Source organism: Blastococcus tunisiensis (assembly GCF_900112815.1).
GTDB lineage: Bacteria > Actinomycetota > Actinomycetes > Mycobacteriales > Geodermatophilaceae > Blastococcus_B > Blastococcus_B tunisiensis.
The window spans coordinates 141,777-163,999 of record NZ_FOND01000012.1 but is presented as its reverse complement, the minus strand read 5'-3'; the positions used below and the strand labels follow the sequence as shown (position 1 = coordinate 163,999).

The window sequence follows — 22,223 nt, the reverse complement described above, 5'->3', positions numbered from 1 at the left end:
GGCGCGGGCGGGGTGTCGGCCGAGCAGGTGGCCGAGGTGGCCCGGGCGGTCACCCCGCGTGCGCTGGGGCTGGCCGCCGACCAGGGCATCGACCTGGCCGCGGTCGATGCGGCGTTCGCGCAGGTCGCCGTGGTCGGGGGGCACCAGGAGCTGGTCGCCGTCGTGGACGGCTACCTGGCGCGGCTGGATCAGGACGGGCCGGAGCCGGACCCGACGGAGGGCCGGTCGATGTCGATCGCCACCCATCCCGACGGCAGCGTCTCGGGCCGGTTCGAGCTCGACGCGGTGGGCGGGGAGAAGTTCAAGGCGGCGGTGGAGTCGCTGGTGCAGGCCGACCGGCCGGCCGGTGACGACCGGTCCCGGGCCCAGCAGCAGGGCGACGCCCTGGTCGCCCTCTGCGACCGGCTGCTGGCTGCCGGCGGTCTGCCGGTGCTGCGCACGGTCAAGCCGCAGGTGGTGGTCACCATCGACCTCGACGACCTGGCCGACCCCGCGACCGGCCCGGGTGCCGGGCGGATGGGCTCCGGCGCCATGATCTCCGCCGCCCGCGCCCGCTGGCTGGCTTGCGACGGTCAGATCGGCCGGATCGTGTTCGGCCCCGACGGCACCCCGCTGGACGTGGGCCGCTCCCACCGGGTGGTGCCCCCGCATCTGCGGCGGGCGAACGAGGCCCGGGACCGGCACTGCGTGTTCACCGGCTGCGCAGCCCCGACCCAGTGGTGCGACGTCCACCACCTGGTCCACTGGATCGACGGCGGCGAGACGTCGCTGGAGAACTCAGCGCTGCTGTGCGAACGGCATCACACCAAGGTGCACCACGGGTTCCGGGTGGAACGCCAACCCGACGGCCGATGGCGCACCTGGCGCCCCGACGGCACCGAGATCCTCGTCCCTGCCCCGCTGTAGCCGGGGTCGCTCAGCCCCGCCCGCCGGTCTTGAACGTGAACCGGCGCGGTGAGCCGTGCACGGAGAAGGCGCGCTCGACCAGCGCCCGTTTCTCGACCTCGAGCGCCATGCCGGCCGGCACGGTCGGTGGCCCCCCGGCGGGCGGCAGCACGGTCACCGGCGCGGGCGGTGCCACGGCACCCGCCGGTGGGGTGGTGGCGGCCGGCGGTGGGGCGGTCGCGGCCGGCGGTGGGGCGGTCGTGACCGGCGGTGGGGCGGTTGCGGCCGCCGGTCGGGCAGTGGACGGCAGGCCTTCCCCCGACGGGCTCACGACGCCGGCGGAGGCCGGCGCGGCCGCGGGCGCCGCGCTCGCCGCGGGCGCCGCGGCGAGCATGGCCAGGGCGGCCGCGAGCGTGCGGTCGGCGCGGTCCAGCGTGGCGTCGGCACGGTCGAGCAGGAGCTGGGCGCGGGCTGTGAGCCAGTACAGCCAGCCCGCGAGGATGAGGGCGCCGACGATGCCGGAGACGCGGCCGATCATGCGCTGACCTTGGCGTATGCCGTCGGCGCCGACGACACCGGGGTCCCGTGGTGCGGGCCCGTACCGGCCGCCGTCCGTGTCGGGGATCGCCGGGAACCGGCACACGTACGCTGGTTCCCCGTGAGTCTCACCATCGGGATCGTCGGCCTGCCCAACGTCGGCAAGTCGACCCTCTTCAACGCCCTGACCAAGAACGACGTCCTCGCGGCGAACTACCCGTTCGCGACGATCGAGCCCAACGTCGGCGTGGTGGGCGTGCCGGACCCGAGGCTGGCGACGCTCGCGGAGATCTTCGGCTCGCAGAAGATCATCCCGGCGACGGTGTCGTTCGTGGACATCGCCGGCATCGTCCGCGGTGCCAGCGAAGGCGCCGGGCTGGGCAACAAGTTCCTGGCCAACACCCGCGAGAGCGACGCGATCTGCCAGGTGATCCGGGTGTTCACCGACCCAGACGTGGTGCACGTCGACGGCAAGGTGAGCCCGGCCGACGACATCGAGACGATCAACACCGAGCTCCTCCTGGCCGACCTGCAGACGCTGGAGAGGGCGATCCCGCGGCTGGAGAAGGAGATGCGCAAGGACAAGGAGCGCGCCGCCCTCCACGCGGCCGCCGTCGACGCGCAGAAGATCCTGGACGAGGGCAGGACCCTGTTCAGCGCCGGCGTCGACCCCGCGCCGCTGCGCGAGCTCGGGCTCATGACGACCAAGCCGTTCCTCTACGTCTTCAACGTCGACGCCGACGAGCTGGCCAACACCGGGATGCTCGACGAGCTGCGCGCACTGGTCGCCCCGGCGGAGGCGATCTTCCTCGACGCCCAGACCGAGTCGGAGCTGATCGAGCTGCCGGCCGACGAGGCCGCCGAGCTGCTGGAGTCCATCGGCCAGAACGAGCCCGGCCTCGACCAGCTCGCGAAGGTCGGCTTCCGCACCCTCGGCCTGCAGACCTACCTGACCGCCGGTCCCAAGGAGTCGCGCGCCTGGACCATCCCGGTCGGCGCCACCGCCCCGCAGGCCGCCGGCGTGATCCACACCGACTTCCAGCGCGGCTTCATCAAGGCCGAGATCGTCTCCTTCGACCAGCTGGTCGAGGCCGGCTCCATGGCCGAGGCCAAGTCGAAGGGCTGGGTCCGCATGGAGGGCAAGGAGTACGTCATGGCCGACGGCGACGTCGTGGAGTTCCGCTTCAACGTGTAGATAGGTATAAAACCGCACGTCAGCGGCTTGTTGATCCCTCCGAATCCACACTCAGTCCACAAGAATCTGCGAGCAAGGCCTGCGCGGCGGTCCGGGTGCGGTCCTCGGCGCTCGGCCACAGGTGGCTGTACGTGTTCAGTGTCGTGGTGGCGGAGGCGTGCCCGAGGGCCCGCTGCACGGTGACGACGTCGCAGCCGGCCGCGATCAGGCCGGAGGCGTAGAAGTGCCGGAGGTCGTGCAGTCGAAGCCCCGCGATGCCGGCCGCCGCGGTGGTGGTGCGCCAGCGGTAGCCGACAGTGTTCTGGTGCGGGGGCTGTCCCGCTTCTCCGGTGAAGAGCCATCCACCACCCGGGCAGAACGCGGCGACATGCGCCGCCAGGATGTCGACAAGCCCCGGGGCGAGGAAGACGACCCGCTCGCTTCCGTACTTGGGCGGCCGCACCTCGACCCGGCCCGCGCCGCCTCGCTGCACCTGGCGGGTGACGGTGAGCGTGCGCCGCAGGAAGTCGATGTCTTCGACCTGGACGGCGGCGGCCTCGCCGAGCCGCAGGCCGGCGAACGCGCAGAGGGCGACGAACGGGCGGAAGGCGTCGTCGGCGGCCTGGAGGACGTCGCCGACCTGGGCCGCGGTGGGCAGGGTCATCGCGGCTGCCGCCCGGCGGCGCCGGGGGAGCGCGACGCCGACGCTCGGATCACTCGCCATCAGCCTGTCGGCGACGGCGCCGCGGAGGACGGCGCGCACGTTGTTCACCCGCGTGTGCACGGTGCCGGGGGCAAGACCGCGGTTGACCATTGCCTTGACCCAGCCCTCGACGTGCGAGCGGCGCAGCGATCTCAGCGGGAGGTCGGCGAACGGCACCGAACCGGCCGCGAGGTTCATCGCGAGGACCGTCCCCGGTGCCCACACCTGCCGGCTGGACCAGTCCGCGTAGAACTCGGCGAACGTAGTGCGACCGGCGCCCGGGTCGACGTAGGTGCCCCGAACGATGTGGGCGGTCTGTTCGGTCAGCCAACGCTGCGCGTCCCGCTTGAGCGCGAACCCCTTCATGATCTGGCGGCCCGACGGGTCCCGGAACTGCGGGCGGTAGCGCAGCCCCTTGCCGTCCAGCCCCGTGGGCACCAGGCGGCCGGTGGCCGGGTCCTTGCGACGCCACCGGTCCTGGATGCTCGCCATGGCTCCGCCCTTCAATCCGCATGGACCTCGCCGGACACCGACGCGGCCGAACGTAGTCCGAGGGCCTGACACTGCGCCGTGTCCGGGCCCCGACGCCGTCCTCGGAGTTCGACCGCGCGCCGCGCCCCGCCCGGCCCGGCGGGGCATCCGGTCAGCTTGACGTGATCCCGGGAAGCAGCGTGAACGTCGCGACGTGGGCGGGGCGGACGACCGTGAAATGGCGCCGGTCGAAGGTGGCGATCCGATCGATGCGCAGGCGCTCGGCGATGGCGACGAGCGAGGCGTCGGTTCCGCCGAGACGGAGGTCCGCGTACCGCTCAACCAGATCGGCCATGCGTGCGACGTCGGCAGTGGTCAGCTCGGCGAGTCGGAGGCCGCCGGGTCGGAGGTCGCGAAGGAACCGGACCTCGGCGCCGGGTCCACCCCACTCGTTGAGGAGGTAACAGACCTCCGCGAGCACGGTGGGTGGAACCAGCGGCGGCTCGTCGAGGGTCTGGAGCAATTGCGCCGCGGCGTCGTGATTGGTGTCGGCGGTCCGGGCAGCCGCCACGAGAACGTTCGTGTCGACGAGGATCACTCGCGGCCGAAGCCTCGCTGCAGGTACTCGTCAGTGCGGATGGACAGGTCCGCGGGACCACCGTGCACCGAACCGATGAAGTCGAGCTTCGCGCGGGTGGGCCGGGCAGCGTCTTCGCCGCTTGGCTGCTCCGGCTCCTTATCCGCGCGCACCACATGCAGGCGCTGGCCGGGCCGCACGCCGTGGCGACGCAGCTCAGCGAGCAGCTCGGCTGCATCCTCGGGGACCGTCAGGTCCCAGCCGTCGGCGGAACTCATGATCGCAGCGTACCGGGATTCTCGGACAACGAGCCAAGCCAAGATCGCTGGAGCCGCTCCCTCCGCGCCAGTATGCCGGCATCGTTGGTCGCCGGAAGGACGCTGCGCGGCCCTCCGGGCTGGGCCTTCGGCCCACCCTTCCCCCGACCCACCCCAGCCGGCCAGGAAGCGGTTAGCGGGAGCTGGCTGGGAAGTGACCAACCGTCGCACCCCGGCAGTTCCGTTTGGGGATCCTCAGCGGGATAAAAACGACGCGCGGCTGGTCGAGCGGAGACGCGCCCGCCACATGGTTGCGACGAACTTACGCACCGGTTGTCCCGCGGCCGACAGAGTGAACGATTAAATCGGCAGTCCTCACGTGGGCACCCGGTCTGCTGCGGGTCTGGTGAGTGCCCTCAGAGGTCGATGCCGGTGAGGACCAGGGTACGGTCGTAGGTGAGGTCTTCCATCGCGTAGCGGACGCCTTCGCGTCCGATGCCGGAGCCCTTCGTTCCGCCGTAGGGCATCTGGTCGGCGCGGTAGCTGGGGACATCGCCCACGATGACGCCTCCGACCTCGAGGTCGCGGTGTGCGCGGAATGCGGTGGTGATGTCGTGGGTGAAGACCCCCACCTGCAGTCCGAAATCGGAGTCATTGACGGCGGCGAGCGCCTCGTCGAGGCCGTCGACGGCTCGTAGGGACAGCACGGGGGCGAAGACCTCGTCGCGGTCGACGCGCGCTCCGGGGGGCACGTCGACCAGCACGGTCGGCTCAAGGCGGGCGTAGTCGCGTCTGCCGCCGGTGAGGACGTGCGCGCCGGCGTCGACGGCTTCGGTGATCCAGGAGTGCGCGCGCTGGGCGGCGCGTTCGTCGATCATCGGGCCCAGGGTGGTCTCTTCCCGCTCTGGGTCACCGAGCACCTGCGCTTGGACTTCGGCGACGACGAGGTCGCGCAGTTGGTCGAACACGCTGCGGTCGGCGATGACCCGTTGCACGGAGATGCAGGACTGGCCGGCTTGGCCGACGCCGAACGTGGCAATCCGCTGGGCAGCGCGCTGCAGGTCGGCGAGGCTGTTCCAGTCGGCGCACACGACGACGGCGGCGTTGCCGCCGAGTTCGAGGGTAACGTGCTTACGGGGTACGAGGTCGCGGATCCCCCAGCCGACTGGCCCGGAGCCGGTGAAGGACACGACCGGTAGTCGCGGGTCGGTAACCAGAGGGTTCATGCGTTCGTTGGGCACGGTGAGAATCGACCAGGACCCGGCGGGGAGGTCTGTCTCGGCGAGTAGGCCACCCAAGAAAAGGGCTGACAGTGGTGTGGCGGGGGCGGGCTTAAGCACGATGGGTGCGCCCACGGCCAGGGCGGGGGCGACCTTGTGGGCGACCAGGTTCAGCGGGAAGTTGAACGGGGTGATGCCCAGGACGGGTCCGCGGCTCACGCGCCGGTTGAGCGCTATGCGGCCTTCTCCCGACGGGTCGGTGTCCAGGCGCTGCAGGTCACCGACCCAGCGGCGGGCCTCCTCCCCGGCCAGGCGGAACGTCGCTGCGGCTCGATCGACCTCGGCCCGGGCCCAGCGGACCGGCTTGCCGCCTTCGGCGACGATCACCGCGGCCAGATCCTCGCGGGACTCCGTCAGGCGTCGCGACACGTGGGCCAGGGCGTCGGCACGGCGGTGGGCGGGCAGGCCCGCGAACTCCGGTGCCACGTGGTGCGCGGCGGACACCGCGGCCTCGACGTGCTCGGGGTCGGCGACGGTCACATGCCCGGCGGGGTCACCGCCGTCGGGGCGGGTGACCGGCTGGGTCTGCGAGCCCCACACCTGGGCGCCGGCGACGCGGATGGGGGTCGTCTCGAGCTGCACTCCGGGTCCTCTCGGTGAGCTGCTGGGCATGGCTATGCCGCAGGTGGTCGACCCGGTCGGGCCGACCACCCTGCGGCGCGCGGTCAGGCGTTGGCGGCCTTCTTCTCCCGCTTCTCCTGCAGTAGTTCCAGCGCCTGGATCAGGTAGGTGCGGAACACCGGGTGGTTCTCACTCATCGGAAAGTGCCCGATCGCGGGCATGTAGATGAAGGACCCGTTGGTGATGGCGTTGGCGGTGCGCTCGCTGTCCTCGGGGGTGGTGAGGTAGTCGTACTCGCCGGTCATCATCACGACCGGGCACTTCTCGCCGTCGATGTCCCCGAGCTTGCCGCGCAGGTCGTGGTCGACGGAGTAGAAGTGCAGGTCACCCTTGAAGGCCTCGGAGCCCTGGGTGTAGTAGAACCAGGTCTTCCACCGGTCGGCCTCGGGAGACTGCGGGGCCATCAGGTCCCAGGTGCCGCTGGCGCAGACCTGGGCGGCGTTGGCGTGCGGGTGCTGCCACCAGTCCAGGTAGAAGCCCGGGGAGTAGTCGGCGCCCTCGACGCTCAGGACACCGGCGAACCGGTCGGGCCGGCGCAGGGCCAGCTGCAGGGCGACGTTCCCGCCGAACGAGGACCCCATGAAGATCGGGTCCTCCAGCTCGAGGGCGTCGGCGAGGGCGATGATGAAGTTGGAGTAGTGCTCGGCGGAGAGCTGGTACTCCTCCTTCCACCACTCGGTGTTCTCCGGCGGGTCGGACTTGCCGTGGCGGGGCAGGTCGTAGGCGATGACCCGGTAGTTGGCGGTGATCTCCTCGTCCTCCAGCAGCCCGCGCCACTGGTGGTTGTGGCAGCCGGCGGTGTGCTGGCACAGGATCGGCTGACCGGTCCCGTTCTCCAAGTAGAAGACCTTGTACTGCAGGCCGTCGACGTCGACGGTCACGTAGTGGCCGGTGACGGGTGAGATCTTGCTGTTGCTCATGGGGGTTATTCCCTTCCTCAGACCGGGGAGCCGACGACGCGCAGGAGCTCGACCTGGCGGGTGATGCAGCGCAGGTTCTGCATGAGGATCAAGAGGTCGCCCTCGAGCTTCATGTCTCGCTGGAAGCTGGCCGCCCAGATGCCGTGGAACATGGCAGCGGGGGTCTCCTCACCGAACCCGCGCCAGGTCTCAGCGGAGGCCCGGATGGCGAACTGGTAGGCGACGTCCAGGGGGCCCGGGTCAACGGTGACGTGGGTGACCTTGCCGGACTCGACCTGGATGACGTAGGTCCGCTCGGTGGCGTCCAGGAGGTAGGAGCAGGTGAAGTACTTGCCGTGCGCCTGGATCTCGGGGTCGGTGTTGCTGGCGTCGGTGAAGGCCGTGGCCCATGCTTCGGCCGACGGGGCGCGGGTGGGCGCACTCATCGTTGAGTCCTCTCTGAGGGAACGGGGATGACCGGCCACCGGGCGAGCCCTGTGGCGGCTGTCACCATCAGACGGCGGCGCCGGCCGCACGTCCAATACCTGCTCCCTACGGACCGATAGGCACGCTCTATTGGTGTCCGCGCAGCTCACGGCCTAACTTGGTGTGGTGCCGGACACGCCTGAACTGCGCTCACTCCGGTACTTCGTCGCCGTGGCGGAGGAACTTCACTTCGGCCGCGCCGCCGCCCGGCTGCACATCTCCCAACCCTCGCTGAGCGTTCAGATTCGCAAGCTCGAGCACTCCCTGGGTGTGCGGTTGTTCGAGCGCACCAGCCGGCACGTCGAACTCACCGTCGTAGGCACGGTGCTGTTGGAGGAAGCGCACCGCCTGCTCACCGGTGCCGACCGGCTGGTCGCCGCGACCCGGGAGGCCTCGCGAGGAGTGCACGGCACGCTCGTCGTCGGGTTCCAGGGCAACGCCGCCGCCGAGCTGACCCCCAAGATCCTCACCGCCTTCCAGACCCGGCATCCCCGGGTGCAAGTCGAGATGCGCTCTCACGACTTCGCCGACCCCTACGTCGGCCTGGCCACCGGTAGCGTCGACGTCGCCTTCGTCCGCCCACCACTGCTGGTGCACGACTGGCTGAGCATCGAGACGCTCTTCGTCGAGCCCCGCCTGCTGGTCACCTCGACCGACTTCCCGCTGGCCAGCCGTCGCCGGATCAGCGTGGAGGAAGTCCTCGACAAAGCCTTCGTCGCGCGACGCGCCCCCGAGTACTGGCGGGACTTCTGGCTGGCCACCGACGCCCGCGGCCCGCACACAGTCAAGCTCGGTGCCGAGGTCGGCAGCGTCGACGAGTGCTTCGAAGCCATCCTCTCCGGCCGCGGTGTCGCGTTCACCCAGGCGTCGACGCAGCGCTTCTACGACCGCCCCGGCCTCACGTTCATCCCGGTCGAGGGGCTGCCGCCCTCGTCGCTGGCGATCGCCTGGCGCAACGACATGGACGCCCCACCCGTGAACGACTTCGTCGAGACCGCGCGCATGCTCGCCGCCCTCGACCTCGTCCCCGGTGCGCTGACTCCCCCCCAACCCACGGCTGCCGCGCCACTGGCGCTGGCCGTCGTGGGTCAGTAGGACCGCCGCGCCCGCCGCCGACGCCCGCGCGGCCTACGGCGCCGGCACCGGGGCAGCGCTACCTGTCTTCTTCGACCATTCAGCGGGGCGGCCGTGCCGCGAGCTGCGCGTTCATCGTCTGCACGAGGTCGACCCAGCCGGGGTTGATGGCGGACAGCTACTCGAGCTCGACGCCGCACTCCCATCGGGCCAGGCCCATCTGGTGGCGGGCGTATACGGGGTCTAGGCCAAGCCCGGCGACACCCGCCCCCTTGAACAGCGCCTCGCCCACAGGGACGACATCCCCGAGACCGCCGTCCGCCACCGCTTCTGCCGCACCCTCGGTGGCCTGGCCGCCGCTGCCTCACGCCTTCCAAGAAGCCCTCAACACAGCCGGGGCCTAGCGACGCGTCGCTGTCGCGTCGGAAGTTATCACCGGCCTCATGCGCGTGCCGGACGGATTAGCCGCGCAGCGGTCAGGAAGGCTGGGGCTTGGTAGAGAAGAGACCCCATGGCGATAACCGGCCCACGAGTGGAAGCCTCCGCCACAGCAGCCCGTTGGCGAGGCGGTCCCTCGGCTCAAGGTTGTGGTGCCCGTGCGCCACGGCCGGCGGCGGCTCCGGGACGGCCAGGCGGCGGACGGTGAACACCGCCTGGGCAATCGCCGCAGCCAGCAACGCGTCCCTCGCTCAGCGCGTTTCCGCAAATCAATCATTCAACGGTTGCCAACGCTTCTGACCAAGCAAACTCCGATACCGCGCGGCGCGGTCCGCTCAACCTAGTCTGACGACATCGAGTCACCTCCCCTGAGAACGGCACGCATGCTACCTTCGGAGGTAGTTCGGGCCCCGCTTTGCGGGGCCCATCGTCGTTTCTAGGGGTGACCTGTTGGTCATTATCGATTGGCGTTGAAAATGCACGGGGGAATGAAGGTGTACGTCGGCGACCCGGCAGCCGCCCGTGCCTATGTGGAGGCCGACCGGGGTCGGGCCGATGACTACTACCTGGCCGAGGGGACCGGCTTCGCTCGCCGCTTCACCGCCACCGACGGGCACGTGACCGAACTCGCGCCGCTGACCGGCGACAACTACGAGACCTGGGTCGCGGGCGGCGACCCGGGCACCGACCACCCGCGGGGGCAGCTGCGCGACGACGAGCGGGCGGTGCGGTTCGTGGAGGTGGTGGTCAACGGCCCGAAAACCTGGTCGCTGGCTGCTGCACTGCATCCGGACATCGCCGCCGCGTACGAGGCGGCCCAAGACCGCGCCGCCGGGCAGATCATCGGCTGGCTGTCGCAGCACGCCACCACCAGGGTCGGCCCGCGCGGCGGGCAGGTGCAGGTGCCGCTGGAGGTGCTGGAGGCGGCGACGGTGCGGCACTACACCTCCCGGGCAGAGGATCCACACTGGCATCTGCACCTGCAAATCCTGTCCCGCGTGTTCGCCGCCGGGAAATGGCGGGGCCTGCACACCATCGGCATCCGAGACTCCCTGAATGCGATCAACGGCATCGGGCACGCGGCGATGGCGTGTGACCCGGAATTGAACGCCGCCTTCGCCGCGCACGGCTACACGAAGGACGCTACTGGAGAAATACAGGAGCTCGCCGACTATGCCGGCCCGTTCAGCGCACGGCATGCGCAGATCGCCCGGAATGTGGACCGCTACGAAGCCGAATGGACCGCCACGCACCCCGGCGAACGCCCCGGCCCGGCGCTGCGGCGCGCGTGGGACGCCCGCGCCTGGGCCGACGGCCGCCCGGACAAGGTGACCCCGCAGCCGGGGACGAACGTGGCGGAACGCTGGCGGACGAGGGTGTACGACCTGGGCTACCGCGACCCGGCCGGCCCCGTGGACCTGACGCCCACCCCGGTCGGCGCCCTCGACCGAGACCAGCTGGTGCAGCGCACGCTGGCCCGGCTCGCGGCCGGCCGGTCGGCGTGGAACGCCGCCGACGTCCGCGGCGAGGTCGAGCGGCTGATCGCCGCCGCGGGCGTCGTCGCCGGGGCGGCGGTGCGTTTCGAGCTGGCCGAGGACCTCACCGCCCGCGCGATGGACCGCTGCCTGCCGCTGCTGGACCGCGACGGGGTGCCCGAGCACCTCCGGGCCTGGACGTCGCAGCTGGTGCTCGAGGTCGAGGCCGACCTGACCGCCCGGCTCGCCGCCCGCGCCGCGACCGGCGGACCGGACGCGGACCTGACACTGCCGGTCGGCCTCGCGGGCGGCGGCGCGAGGCTGGATGCCGGCCAGTCAGCGGCGGTCGCCGCGCTGTCCGGCGACCGGCCGCTGGCCGTGGTGGAGGGTGCGGCCGGCGCGGGCAAGACCACCACCCTGGCCGCCACCCGGGCCCTGCTCCACGACCAGGGCCGCGGGATGGTGGTGGTCACCCCGACGCTGAAGGCCGCCAAGGTCGCCGCCGCGGAGGTGGGCGCGGCGGCCGGGTCGGCGGCGTCCCTCGCCTACCAGCACGGCTGGCGGTGGAACGCCGACGGCGCCTGGACCCGGCTCGCGCCCGGCGACACCGATCCGGTCACCGGCCGGGTCTACGCCGGCCCGACGGAGGCGGGGGCGCGGCTGCGTCCGGGGGATCTGCTGGTCGTCGACGAGGCCGGGATGCTGGACCAGGACACCGCCCGCGCCCTGCTCACCGTCGCCGACGAATGCCAGGTGCGGGTGGCACTGCTCGGCGACCGGCACCAACTGGCCGCGGTCGGCCGCGGCGGCGTCCTGGACCTTGCCGCCGACGCAGTCGACCCGGCGGCACACCTGACACTCGAAGCGGTGCATCGCTTCACCCGCAGCGACGCCGGCCTGGTGCTGCCCGACACCGAGTACGCGGACCTGACCCTGGCCATGCGCACCGGCGCCGACCCCGCCGCGGTCTTCGACGCGCTGCTGGCGCGCGGGCAGATCCGGCTGCACCCGGATGCGACCGCGCTGCAGGATGCGATCGCGGCGGCCGCCGCCGGCCACCACCGCCGCGGCGAGTCCGTGGCGGTGGTGGTGAACACCCGCGAGCAGGCCGCCGACCTCAACGCCGCCATCCGCGACCGGCTGGCCGCCGACGGCCGCGTCGACGACCAGCGCGTCGCCATCACCGGGGCCGGGCAGCGGATCGGCGTCGGGGACCGGATCGCCACCCGCCGCAACGACCGCGACCTGGGCGTGGCCAACCGCGACATCTGGACCGTCACCGCCGTCGGCCGAAGCGGCGCGCTGCTTGTCACCCCCGCCGGCCCTGCCAGCGGGGACGTTCCCGGCGGTGTCACCCCGGACCCGCAAGGGACGCGGGTGCTGCCCGCCGACTACGTCACCGCGCACGTGGATCTGGCTTACGCGAGCACCGCGCACGGGGTGCAGGGGGAGACGGTCACTGCCACGCACCTGGTGGTTGGGGAGCGCACCGGGGCGGCGTCGGCGTACGTGGGGATGACCCGCGGCCGGACCGCCAACACCGCCCACCTGGTCGCCGCCAACGTGGACGAGGCCCGTGAGCAGTGGGTCGCTGTCTTCGCCCGTGACCGCGCCGACCTCGGCCCCTCCCACGCTGCTGAACAGGCCGCCGCCGAGGCCGCCCGCTACGCCGCACCTCGTCCCCTGGAGCACGTCGTGGCGGACCTGCATCGGGCGTGGACCGTCGAGCAGAACTGCCTGGACCGGCTGGCCTTCTGGCAGCCGCAGCGCGACCAGCTGCGAGAGGTAGTCGCGCTCGAAGCTCCCCACGCCGGCGAACTCGCGAGGTTGGGGGCCGCCCGGGAGCGGGCGGCGATCGCCGCCCAGCAGGCCCACCAGCGGGCCCAGGCCAGCGCGGCCGCGGTCGCCACCGAGGCCGACCGGATCCGCGACAGACTGCTGGGCTCCTGGGACGGCGAACGCGGGGCCGCCCGCGCGGCGGCGAAGGTCGTGCTCGACGGGCCCGGCCGGCTCGGGCTGCGCCGGGGCGCGGTCGCCCGCGCCGGCGAGCAGCTCGCCGACTGGGCCGACCGATGGCGCGCCCACGTTTCCTCCCTGCCCAGCGATGCGAAGGAGCTTGCGCGCCTGGCCGGCTGGTTCGATGACCGACCAGCGCTGTGGGCGGCACTCGACACCTCCGCTCAGCGCGCCGCCGAAGCCGCCCACCCCGAGCACGGCGCCCAGGGCGCCGCCGCCGACGCCGCACGGCAGCAGCACGAGCAGGCCCGGTCCGCGCTGGCCGAGGCCCACGGCCAACGCGACCAGCGACTCCGAGGATTGGAACCAGCCGCCTGGACCCCCGAGCCCGAGGCGCGGCTCGCCGAGCTGGACCGAGACATCGCCGCCACCCGGCAGGAGCTCACCGACGCCCGGGCACGCATCGCCACCCTCCGGGCCGAACACCTCGCCATCCCCGCCGCCGAACCGGCCCAGGCGCAGCCTGCCGAGCGGCTCGCCCATGAGCACGACGCGTGGCGTGCCCGCCGACGGAACGCCGAGCGGACTGCCCGCCGAGCAGGCGACGTTCGGAGAACCCCGAACGAGTGGCCCGTCCATGTGCCACCGCCACCGCCACCGCCACCGTCGAGCCTCGGACCACGTCCGGGTGCCGGACCGCGTATGGGACGGTGAGCCCCCCGCAGCCCGTCTACCGACGGGCACATTGCCCAGCGAGTACCTGCGCCCATGGCCTTTGGGGGAGACGTCGCGACCGTCACGGAGAGTACGGATGTGCCCGCCTCAAGACGGTCTGCGACACGCCCGAGCGCGTGGACGTCAGGCAACACTCAGTCCACAAGAATTTCATTTGAGGCCGTCGACCACCAACATCAGCCAACGGCGAAAGCGCAGGTCAACGCGGGTTTTCAGTCATGCTCAAGATCGCTCAATCACGCAGGGAACGTTCCGCTTCAACGTCTAGGGCGACCTAGCCTCGGCCGGGTCTCGGGACCTGCGCGAAATAGCTGAGCCGGAACCAGTGGGGAAGCCGCCGGCAGAGGAGCCGTGATCCGCTGAGCCCGATGCGCTCCTGTGCCACCGCGTCGTGCCAGTCGAGGTCCCCGCGCCAGACCCGGACGAAGGCCTCCAACGTGGTGTCGATGTGCACGTCGACGTCCAGCCCGGGGTCCTCGTCGCAGACGTCGACCTCGTCCGGGGCCAGCAGGAGCCACCACCGGCGCAGCTCCGGTGCGGCGTCGCGGAAGGTGAGCGCCACGATCGTCTGCCCGTCAGGCAGGGCCTCCCGGTCGATGCGGCGGTGCATGTCCCAGAGCAGGAAGACCGGGTCGAGGTCCGCCTCGTCCAGCGAGCTCATCCACCGCACACCCCACTCGCCGATGGCGACCAGGACCGGTAGCAGCTCGTGCCCCGCGTCGGTCAGCTCGTAGACCGGACCGTCCGCTGTCTCGTCCCGCTCGACGATGCCTTTGCGCTCCAGCTGCGTCAGCCGCCGTGACAGCAACGTCCGCGACATCCGCGGCAGGCCCCGGTGGAGGTCATTGAACCGGGTGCTGCCCGCCACCATCTCGCGGAGCACCAGCAGGGTCCACCGCTGGTCGAACACTTCGGCGGCCTTGGCCACGGGACAGAACTGCGCGTATCCGGTCATCCGGAGCTCCCGATCCGACGTCCCCCCAGTACAGATCGTGCACTGGGCACCGTGCAAGTCCCTCCGGACACTGGAGGTGGAGAACAGGTGACCGGGCGAAGCCCTGGGGGACCGTCCACAGCGGAGTCCGGCCGATCGCTCCAGGAGCTGATCCGGATGCGTCACCGCACACGGCGGGCCATGTCGCCGCCGTCTCCGGTTCGGGGTCCGGAACCGCTCCCACCCGCCGTTCCCATTCGAGCACCGGGAGGATCACCATGAACCCCAACAGCGCAAGCGACGCCTTCGACGTCGTCGTCGTGGGCTCCGGTTTCGGCGGAGCAGTCAACGCCGCCCGGCTCGCGGAGGCCGGCATGCGGGTGCTGGTCCTGGAGCGGGGGCCGTGGTGGGGCGCCGGGGGGCGTGATCGGCCGCCCGAGGAGACCCGGCCGTATCCCCGAGGGGCGCTCGGCTCGCGAAAGCTCCTCCGCGGCGTGCGGTGGGCACGCAACGGCCGTCGCTGGGAACGACTTCTGCACCGCGACGGCTTCCTCGAGGTGCACCGCTTCCCCCGTCTGACGACGGTCACCTCCAGTGGGGTGGGCGGCGGGTCCCACCACTACACGGCGATCATGGACGAGCCCCCCGCAGAGTTCTTCGACGCGTACCCGCCCGAGATCACCGGTGCAGAGATGCGGCCACATTTCGAGGCTGTGCGGGAGATGCTGGAACCCGCGCCGGTCCCGGCGCGGCCGGAGAAGGACGCCGTCTTCGACAAGGCCGTGACCGCCGCGGGACTCCCGGGGGCCCAGGCGTGCGACCTGGCGGTCGCCTGGGGCGAGGACCCCCGCCGTCCGCAGACGGTCACCACTGCGGCCGGGGTGCCCCACGGCACGTCGACGTACCGCGGAACCGCGTTCGTCGGTGCCACCGACGGCTCGACCACCTCGCTGGATCTGACCTACCTGCCGGTCGCGCTCCGGCACGGCGCACACCTGCGCCCACTCTGCGAGGTCACGGGCATCGGCACCGGGGACGACGGCTACGAGGTGCGCTACCTCGATCACCGCACGGGCCAGGAGTCGACGGCGACGGCACCGCGGGTGGTGCTGGCCGCCGGCTGCCTCAACACCCTGAGGCTACTCTTCGCCGCAAGGGACGTCGACAGGACGTTGCCGCGTCTGTCCCGTTCGCTCGGGCGCCGCTTCTCCGTCAACGGCGACCGGCTGTGGCTGCTGTGGCGCAGCGGCGTCCTCGAGGACTCGTCGTGGGGCCCGTCGTTCAGCGCCGTCTCCCGCGTCCCGCGCGGCGACCTCCCCGGCTACGCGGTCGGTGCGGTGGGGATTCCGGTGGACGCGTTGCCCCTGCCGCCCGGGTTGACCCGGATGCTGCGCCGGTCGACCTTCCTGTTCGCCATGGGACCCGACGCCTCCGACGCGACGGTCGGCTTCGACGGCCGGGGGCTGACCACGTCCGTCGACCGGTCCCTGGACCCGGAGTTGTTCACGGAGATGGACGATGCGCTCCGGCGCGTCGCCGAGCAGTACGAGGGGCGCCGTTTCCTGCCCGCGCGGGCACCCGGCCGCGACGATCTCCTGGCCGTGCATGCCATGGGCGGTTGTGCCATGGCCCGCTCGACCGACGAGGGTGTCGCCGACCACCGGGGTGAGGTCTTCGGCCATCCCGGTCTCTTCGTCGCCGACGGGTCCCTCTACCCACGCTCGCCCGGGCGCGCGCCGAGCATGACGATCGCTGCGCTGGCGGAACGCCAGGCCGCGCTGATCGCGAGGTAGGCCGCCATGGTGCTGCAGCTGAGCGAGGAGATCCGGATCGACCGTCCGCCGGAGGTGGTGTGGCGCCACGTGACCGACCTCGACGAGGAGCTGGTCTGGCGGGCGCCCTACGTCGTCGACCTCGACGCCGACGGCGACCCGTTGGTGGCGGGCTGCCGGATCAGCGGCACGACCCGCGCCTTCGGGCAGACCGAGACGTACCGCAACGAGGTCACCGAGGTCGACGCCCCCCACCGACTGGCCTGGCGTGGTCGTGAGGCGTCGGGCGCGCTGATGGGCAGCGAAGGCGCCTACGAGTTGGCCGGCCGGGGTGACGGCACCGTCTTCCGGCTGACGCTCACCTATCAGCCGCAGGGACTCACCGGCCGTCTGGAGGCGCCCGTGCTGGGCCCGGTGATGCGCCGCATCGGACGCCGGTTCCTGCGCCAGCTGAAGGACCGCGTCGAGGCAGGCTCCGTGCCGTGCCCATCCCCTCGCGACCGCGCCGCCGCCCTCGAGGAACGGGCGGACCTCCCCGACGTCCCGGACCGCGAGCGTCTCCGCGGCTACGCCGTCACCGGGCTGCCGTTCCGGTCGGGGCACCTGCTGGCGATGCGCCGCTTCCCCGCCACGTCGTTCGGACCCGGCTACACATCCGTGTGGCACCGCCACCCGGACGGGCGCCTGGTCATCTACCAGGACCAGGAGCCCCGGTTCGGCTGCCCCCGGGTGTTCGGCCCGGAGACCGACGAGGTCCGGGTGGTACCCATCGACCTGCGATGGCCCGCACCGGACCGCCTGCGGCTGGAGGTCGACGCCGCCACGGGCTCGGGGTTGACCTGGGAGATGACCCTGTCGCTGGACGGCGTCACCCGTGCTCTCAATGCGGTCCCTCCGCGCCTACCGCAGCGGCTTCGCCGACACCCGCTGTTCCTGGGGGCGGTCAGCCGGGGCGCCGGTGCGCTCCTGGGGGCCGGGCGCATCCGGCTCACCGGCACCGTGCCCAGTGGGCAGCAGTTCGCCGTCGACCTCGGCGAGGTCTGGCGGATCGGGGACGCCCACGCGACCGTCGACGACTGCGACCTGGGCGTGGTGGGAGCGGTCGAGGGGCGACAGCCGCATCTCGCCGACTTCTGGCTTCCCCGTCGGGGAATCCTCGTGTTCGCCGACGCGTACTTCGAGCCCTACGATTCCGGCCGGCACGTGCAGGTTGCGTCGAGGGCCGAGATCCGACGAGGCGGTCGCGGCGCGACCGGCTGATCGGCGCCGACGACACGCACCGTCCGGCGCCCCCTACACGCGGCCCCGCAGGATGCGGCGCCAGTAGACCTGCGGCAGCCCGTAGCGGTCGAAGAGCCAGGACCAGCGGTGGGGCCTGAAGGGGTCCACGAAGGGCACCGACGGGCTCGGCCGGCCGTCGCGGTCGACCTCGTTGAGCATCAGCTTCCGGCGGCTCACCGTGATCGGCATGACCGTGTAGCCGTCGTACCGCTCCAGCTCCTTCCCGCCCGCAGCGGCCTGGATGTTCCGCGCCAGGACGTCGACCTGCTTCCGCAGCGCACCACCGGACGGCCGGGTGGCGGCGTCGGCGGCGTCACCGATCGCCCAGACGGAGTCGTGGCGGCGCGAGCGCAGGGTGAACGGGTCGATGTCGACCAGCCCGGGGGTCGCGTCGGCGGCCAGGCCGGCGTCCGCGATCCACTCCGGCGCCCGGTAGTGCGGAACGGCGTGGGCGAACGCGACGTCCTCCAGCACCCGGCGGCCGGTGGGTGTCGCGACCGTCACGGCGTGCAGGTCCCAGTCCACGCTCTCCATGCGGGCCTCGCGCAGCACCTCCACGCCGTACTCCGCGAAGGTGCGCTCGAGGATCTCATCGGCCTCCGGCAGGCCGGTCGCCGTCGCGGCCGGCAGCACCAGCCGGACCTGCAGGTCCGCCAGGACCCCGGCGCGCTGCCAGTGGTCGCAGGCCATGAGCAGCGGCTTGAGCGCGGTCGGGGCGCAGGACGCCGGCTCCGGGGGCACGGTGAAGACCACGGAGCCACCGCGCAGCGCCGACAGCCTCGGCCACACCTGCGGCGCGCTGCCCGGCACGTAGGTCGAGGCGATCCACCCGTCGGCGTACGCCGGCTGCAGCCCCGGGGTGGCCGCCCAGTCCTCCACGAGGCCGGGGCAGACGACGAGGGTGGCGCAGGACAGCGTCCGTCCGCCGCGGGTGCGCACCGTCATGGCCGCCGGATCCACCACGACGACGCTGTCCCGGACCCACCGGCACCCGTCGGGGACGACGTCGGCCATCGGGCGCTCCAGGTCGGCCATCGTCGCCTCGCCCGCGCCGACGTAGTTGAGCAGCGGCTTGTACCGGTGCACCGGCTGCGGAGCCACGACGGTGACGTCCCGGGCGCCGTCGCGGAGCAACCGCGCCGCCAGGGAGACGCCGGCGTTGCCGCCACCGATGAGGAGGATCTCGCTGCGTTCCACGTCGCTCCCGCCTGAAGGCCGCGGACCTCGGTCACCGCCGCGGCTCGGCCACGGTGCGAGCCTGCCCAGCTCGAGCGGTTCGCACACGGCGACGCCGGAATGGCCGCCGGGCTCCGGGCCCGGCGACCACCCCGCTGTGCCGCGCTCGGCGGTCAGGTCGTGACGAGGCTGCGCACGCTCCCGGTGATGACCAGCGCCAGGCGACGCGTCACGCGCAGGCCCTGGTCGGCCAACGCGAAGGTGGTCTCGATGACCTCCTCCGGCCGGACGAGGACCGCGGGCACCAGGCTGCGCACGATCGTCGTCACGCCCTGCACGACGCCGGCGACGGCGTCCTCGCTGCTGTCCGCGGCGGCCGCCAGCTGCCGGCGCGCCTGCGCCTGCTCCTGCTCGCGCAGCTCCACGAGCAGGTCCCGGCGGACGGCCAGGACCAGCTGGCGCGCCCGCTCGTCGTGGGATCCGTTGCGCGCCGACTGCAGCACCTCGGCGGCCAGCAGCTCGCGGGCGCGGTCCTCGGCCTCGTCGCGCGTGCGGCTGAGCTCCTCCGTCTCGGCTCCCGGGCCGGCCTGGTCGTCGTCGGTGCGTGGGGCGGCGTCCTCGCTGCGCGGTGCGTCGTCCTCGGTGACCACGCGGCCGCTCGCGGCGTCGGTCGGCATGGACGGTGACTTCGGCTTCGACGTGGTCATGGCTTCCTCCAGGGTCGGTCCCGTTCGGGCAGTTCGAGGCTCCGGCCGCCGGATGACCTCCGGGAGAGCGGCGGGGGCACGGGGGAGGAGCGAGCCACCAACAACAGGCGGAGCCGTCACCTCCGCAGCTCGGCCACCTCGTCGAGCCGGCCGAGCTTGTGCGGGTTCCGCATGGCGTACATCCGGCTGATCCGCCCGCCCTCGACGACGAAGGTGATCGCCGTGTCGAACTCGCCGCCGGCGTCGATGCGGGCGGCGACGGTCCCGTTGACCAGCGGCGTGGTGATCTCCACGTCCGGTGCGAACGCCGCGAACCGGGACAGCGCGTTCGCCACGCGTTCGCGGCCGACGACCGGACGCCGGGCGGCGGGTGCCAGGCCGCCGCTGTCGGCGACCACGACGACGTCGGGCGCGAGCACGTCCAGCAGGCTGTGCACGTCGCCGCCGGTGACCGCGGCCAGGAACCGGTCCACGACCTCCTGCTGCTCCTCGCGGCTCACCGCCGCGCGCGGCCGCCGCGCGGCCACGTGCTCGCGCGCCCGGTGCGCGATCTGCCGGACCGCCGCGGTGGACTTGCCCACCGCCTCGGCGATGTCGTCGTAGGGAACCGCGAACACCTCGTGCAGCACCAGGACGGCGCGTTCCGTCGGCCCCAGGGTCTCCAGCACGGTCAGCATCGCGATCGAGACGCTCTCTGCCAGTTCCACGTCGTCGGCGACGTCCGGGCTGGTCAGCAGCGGCTCGGGCAGCCACTCGCCGACGTACTCCTCCCGGCGGCGGGACACGGTGCGCAGCCGGTTGAGCGCCTGACGGGTGGCGATCCGTACCAGGTAGGCGCGCGGCTCCCGCACCACCGCCTGATCCACCTCGGCCCACCGCAGCCAGGTCTCCTGCACCACGTCGTCGGCGTCGGCGGCCGAGCCGAGCAGCTCGTAGGCGACGGTGAACAGCAGGCCGCGGTGGGCGAGGAAGGGGTCGTCGGTCATGCCGGGGCGACACCGTCCGGCGAGACCGTCGCGAGCGGCGGCAGACCGCAGGACGTGGCGAACTCCTGCGAGCGGATGCCGAGCGCGACGTTCGAACGGGCGGTGAGGTTCATCGCACCGATCCTGGCAGTGAGCTCCAGGAGTGCGGGGGCTCCCAGCGCATCGAGCAGGGCGGCCGACATCTCGTCGGTCACGGTGAGCGGGGTCCGGCAGATCGCCTCGGCGTACTCCATGACCCGCCGCTCCAGCGGCGTGAATGCGGTGGACTCCCGCCACCGCGGGACCTCCCGCGCCTTGCCTTCGTCGAGCCCGCGGTCGTGGGACATGAAGTAGTGGAGGTCGAGGCAGAAGCTGCAGCCGATCGCAGCGGCCGACGCCATGGTCGCCAGCGTCGCCAGACCCGGGTCCAGCCGGTTCCACGACTCGCTCCTGCGGCCGAACCTCATCAGGTCCTTGAGCAGGGCCGGGTAGTGCCACATCACGCCGACGGCGTCCGGCACCTGCCCCAGCATCCTGCGGCTCATCGTCTTCACCAGGGCCCCGTAGAGGCCGGTGACCTCCGTCGGGGGTACCCGTGTGCTGCTCGCCATGTCTCCTCCACATCGTCGTGTCGTGTCGTCCTGTCGACATGGAGACACCACCCGCGGTGGACGTGTGACAGCCGCAAGGCGCCGCCCGGCGGCGGGGCCGGCCCTCGCGTGCCACGCTTCGGCCATGCCGCCCAAGTCCCGGGACCCGGGGAAGTCGGGTGAGGTCCCTCCCACGATGCGGGCGGCCGTCCTCACCCGGCACGGCGGGCCGGAGGTCATCGCCCTGCGCGACGTGGCGGTGCCCCGGCCCCGCCCCCGGGAAGTGCTGGTGAGGGTCGGCGCCGCAGGGTGCAACAACACCGACATCTGGACCCGGGAGGGCTCCTACGGCACGGACGAGAAGGCCGGTTGGCTCGGACCGCTGGACTTCCCGCGCATCCAGGGCGGGGACGTGGCCGGCGTCGTGGTCGCCGGCGGAGACGACGGGACCGCCGGCCTCGTGGGGGCGCGGGTGCTGGTCGATCCGGCCGAGTACGAGGACGCCGGGCCGGACGCCCGCCCGGCCGACGTGCTGGGCAGCGAGCGCGACGGGGGGTTCGCCGAGTACGTCGTCGTGCCGGCCGACCGCGCGCACCCGGTCGACTGCTCCTCGCTGACCGACGTGGAGCTGGCGGCACTGCCGATCGCCTACGGCACCGCGCTGGGCATGCTCGAGCGCGGCTCGGTCACCGAGGGTGACACGGTGCTCGTCACGGGGCGTCCGGTGGCGTCGGGCTCGCCGCGGTGCAGCTGGCCACTGCCCGCGGCGCCCGCGTGGTGGCCGTGTGCAGCGGCGACAAGGCAGCAGCCGTGCGCGCCGCGGGCGCCTCCGGGATCGTGGACCGGCGCCGCGGGAGGGTTCTCGCCGACGCGGCGACCGCCGCCTCGTCGGGGTACGACGTCGTGGTCGACGTCGTCGCCGGTCCCGTGCTCGGCCCGGGTCTCGGACTGCTGCGCCCCGGCGGGCGCTGGGTCGTCGCCGGGGCCCTGGACGGCTGGGCGGTGGAGCTCGACGTCCGGCGGCTGTATCTGGCGAACCTGGCGTTGATCGGGTCGACGATGCACACGCCGCGCATCTTCGAGCTCCTGGTGGACCTCGCCCGCCGAGGCGCCGTCCGGCCCGTCGTCGCCGCGACCTTTCGCCTGGAGGAGGTACCGGAAGCTCAGCGGCAGCTCGAGCGGCGCGCGCACGTCGGGAAGCTCGTCGTCGTTCCCTGACGGGGCTCGACA

Annotated in this window: 18 protein-coding genes and 2 pseudogenes; 8 read left to right on the top strand and 12 right to left on the bottom strand. The window is 72.5% G+C overall.

Translation table 11 applies throughout. The features are described from left to right. Positions 1-906, top strand: a 906-nt coding sequence (locus BM142_RS15965; protein ID WP_139228905.1) for an HNH endonuclease signature motif containing protein, incomplete at its 5' end; no start/stop codon positions are given. A gap of 10 nt (positions 907-916) precedes the next feature. Here the strand turns inward: BM142_RS15965 and BM142_RS24605 are convergent. Next, the gene (locus tag BM142_RS24605) at positions 917-1,423 is read right to left on the bottom strand and encodes a hypothetical protein (RefSeq protein WP_092200925.1); all 507 of its coding nucleotides are present in this window, start codon (positions 1,421-1,423) and stop codon (positions 917-919) included. A gap of 120 nt (positions 1,424-1,543) precedes the next feature. Between BM142_RS24605 and ychF the strand changes: the two genes are divergently transcribed. Then, complete coding sequence (ychF, locus tag BM142_RS15955) at positions 1,544-2,617, top strand: redox-regulated ATPase YchF (RefSeq protein ID WP_092200922.1); 1,074 nt, start codon at positions 1,544-1,546, stop codon at positions 2,615-2,617. 19 nt (positions 2,618-2,636) lie between these two features. Here the strand turns inward: ychF and BM142_RS15950 are convergent, their stop codons facing one another. From BM142_RS15950 to BM142_RS15925, 6 genes are all read right to left on the bottom strand, one after another. Beyond that, positions 2,637-3,791, bottom strand: coding sequence for a tyrosine-type recombinase/integrase (locus BM142_RS15950; RefSeq protein WP_092200919.1), 1,155 nt, complete (start codon positions 3,789-3,791; stop codon positions 2,637-2,639). 151 nt (positions 3,792-3,942) lie between these two features. Continuing rightward, a complete protein-coding gene (locus tag BM142_RS15945) occupies positions 3,943-4,368 on the bottom strand; it encodes a type II toxin-antitoxin system VapC family toxin (RefSeq protein ID WP_092200916.1) in 426 nt (141 codons plus the stop codon). Then, the gene (locus tag BM142_RS15940; protein WP_092200914.1) at positions 4,365-4,625 is read right to left on the bottom strand and encodes a hypothetical protein; all 261 of its coding nucleotides are present in this window, start codon (positions 4,623-4,625) and stop codon (positions 4,365-4,367) included. Before BM142_RS15940 ends, BM142_RS15945 begins: the two co-directional genes overlap by 4 nt. Before the next feature lie 395 nt (positions 4,626-5,020). Continuing rightward, entirely contained in the window at positions 5,021-6,466 is a 1,446-nt protein-coding gene (locus BM142_RS15935) for an aldehyde dehydrogenase family protein (RefSeq protein WP_245160179.1), read from the bottom strand. Between the two features lie 83 nt (positions 6,467-6,549). Next, positions 6,550-7,425 (bottom strand): alpha/beta fold hydrolase, encoded by an 876-nt coding sequence (locus BM142_RS15930; protein WP_092200908.1) that lies wholly within the window; start codon positions 7,423-7,425, stop codon positions 6,550-6,552. A 17-nt stretch (positions 7,426-7,442) separates the two neighbouring features. After that, complete coding sequence (locus tag BM142_RS15925; protein ID WP_092200905.1) at positions 7,443-7,850, bottom strand: hypothetical protein; 408 nt, start codon at positions 7,848-7,850, stop codon at positions 7,443-7,445. A gap of 166 nt (positions 7,851-8,016) precedes the next feature. Between BM142_RS15925 and BM142_RS15920 the strand changes: the two genes are divergently transcribed. Next, positions 8,017-8,985, top strand: a complete 969-nt coding sequence (locus BM142_RS15920; RefSeq protein WP_092200988.1) for a LysR family transcriptional regulator — start codon at positions 8,017-8,019, stop codon at positions 8,983-8,985. Between the two features lie 905 nt (positions 8,986-9,890). Further along, a complete protein-coding gene (gene mobF / locus BM142_RS15915; protein WP_092200902.1) occupies positions 9,891-13,547 on the top strand; it encodes a MobF family relaxase in 3,657 nt (1,218 codons plus the stop codon). A 295-nt stretch (positions 13,548-13,842) separates the two neighbouring features. On the opposite strand, the gene BM142_RS15910 is transcribed toward mobF, so the two are convergent. After that, positions 13,843-14,523: a winged helix-turn-helix transcriptional regulator gene (locus tag BM142_RS15910; RefSeq protein WP_092200899.1), complete on the bottom strand. Its 681-nt coding sequence runs from the start codon at positions 14,521-14,523 to the stop codon at positions 13,843-13,845. Positions 14,524-14,780: 257 nt separating this feature from the next. Here BM142_RS15910 and BM142_RS15905 point away from each other — a divergent pair, with 257 nt between their 5' ends. Further along, positions 14,781-16,295, top strand: a complete 1,515-nt coding sequence (locus BM142_RS15905) for an FAD-dependent oxidoreductase (protein WP_092200896.1) — start codon at positions 14,781-14,783, stop codon at positions 16,293-16,295. Positions 16,296-16,301: 6 nt separating this feature from the next. Next, positions 16,302-17,534 (top strand): SRPBCC family protein, encoded by a 1,233-nt coding sequence (locus BM142_RS15900; protein WP_092200893.1) that lies wholly within the window; start codon positions 16,302-16,304, stop codon positions 17,532-17,534. 33 nt (positions 17,535-17,567) lie between these two features. On the opposite strand, the gene BM142_RS15895 is transcribed toward BM142_RS15900, so the two are convergent. From BM142_RS15895 to BM142_RS15880, 4 genes are all read right to left on the bottom strand, one after another. Then, positions 17,568-18,752, bottom strand: coding sequence for an NAD(P)/FAD-dependent oxidoreductase (locus BM142_RS15895; protein ID WP_092200890.1), 1,185 nt, complete (start codon positions 18,750-18,752; stop codon positions 17,568-17,570). 152 nt (positions 18,753-18,904) lie between these two features. Continuing rightward, the gene (locus BM142_RS15890; RefSeq protein ID WP_092200886.1) at positions 18,905-19,438 is read right to left on the bottom strand and encodes a hypothetical protein; all 534 of its coding nucleotides are present in this window, start codon (positions 19,436-19,438) and stop codon (positions 18,905-18,907) included. A 116-nt stretch (positions 19,439-19,554) separates the two neighbouring features. Then, on the bottom strand, positions 19,555-20,424 hold the full coding sequence (locus tag BM142_RS15885; protein WP_092200883.1) for an RNA polymerase sigma-70 factor: 870 nt from the start codon (positions 20,422-20,424) through the stop codon (positions 19,555-19,557). Continuing rightward, complete coding sequence (locus BM142_RS15880) at positions 20,421-21,014, bottom strand: carboxymuconolactone decarboxylase family protein (RefSeq protein ID WP_092200880.1); 594 nt, start codon at positions 21,012-21,014, stop codon at positions 20,421-20,423. Before BM142_RS15880 ends, BM142_RS15885 begins: the two co-directional genes overlap by 4 nt. Between BM142_RS15880 and BM142_RS25680 the strand changes: the two are divergent. Together BM142_RS25680 and BM142_RS25230 are read left to right on the top strand one after the other, a co-directional pair. Next, a pseudogene (locus BM142_RS25680) lies at positions 21,013-21,582 on the top strand (alcohol dehydrogenase catalytic domain-containing protein); the annotation flags it as partial. The gene BM142_RS15880 and the pseudogene BM142_RS25680 sit on opposite strands and share 2 nt — an antisense overlap. A gap of 149 nt (positions 21,583-21,731) precedes the next feature. Continuing rightward, positions 21,732-22,211: pseudogene (locus BM142_RS25230) on the top strand (zinc-binding dehydrogenase); the annotation flags it as partial. Positions 22,212-22,223: the final 12 nt, after the last annotated feature.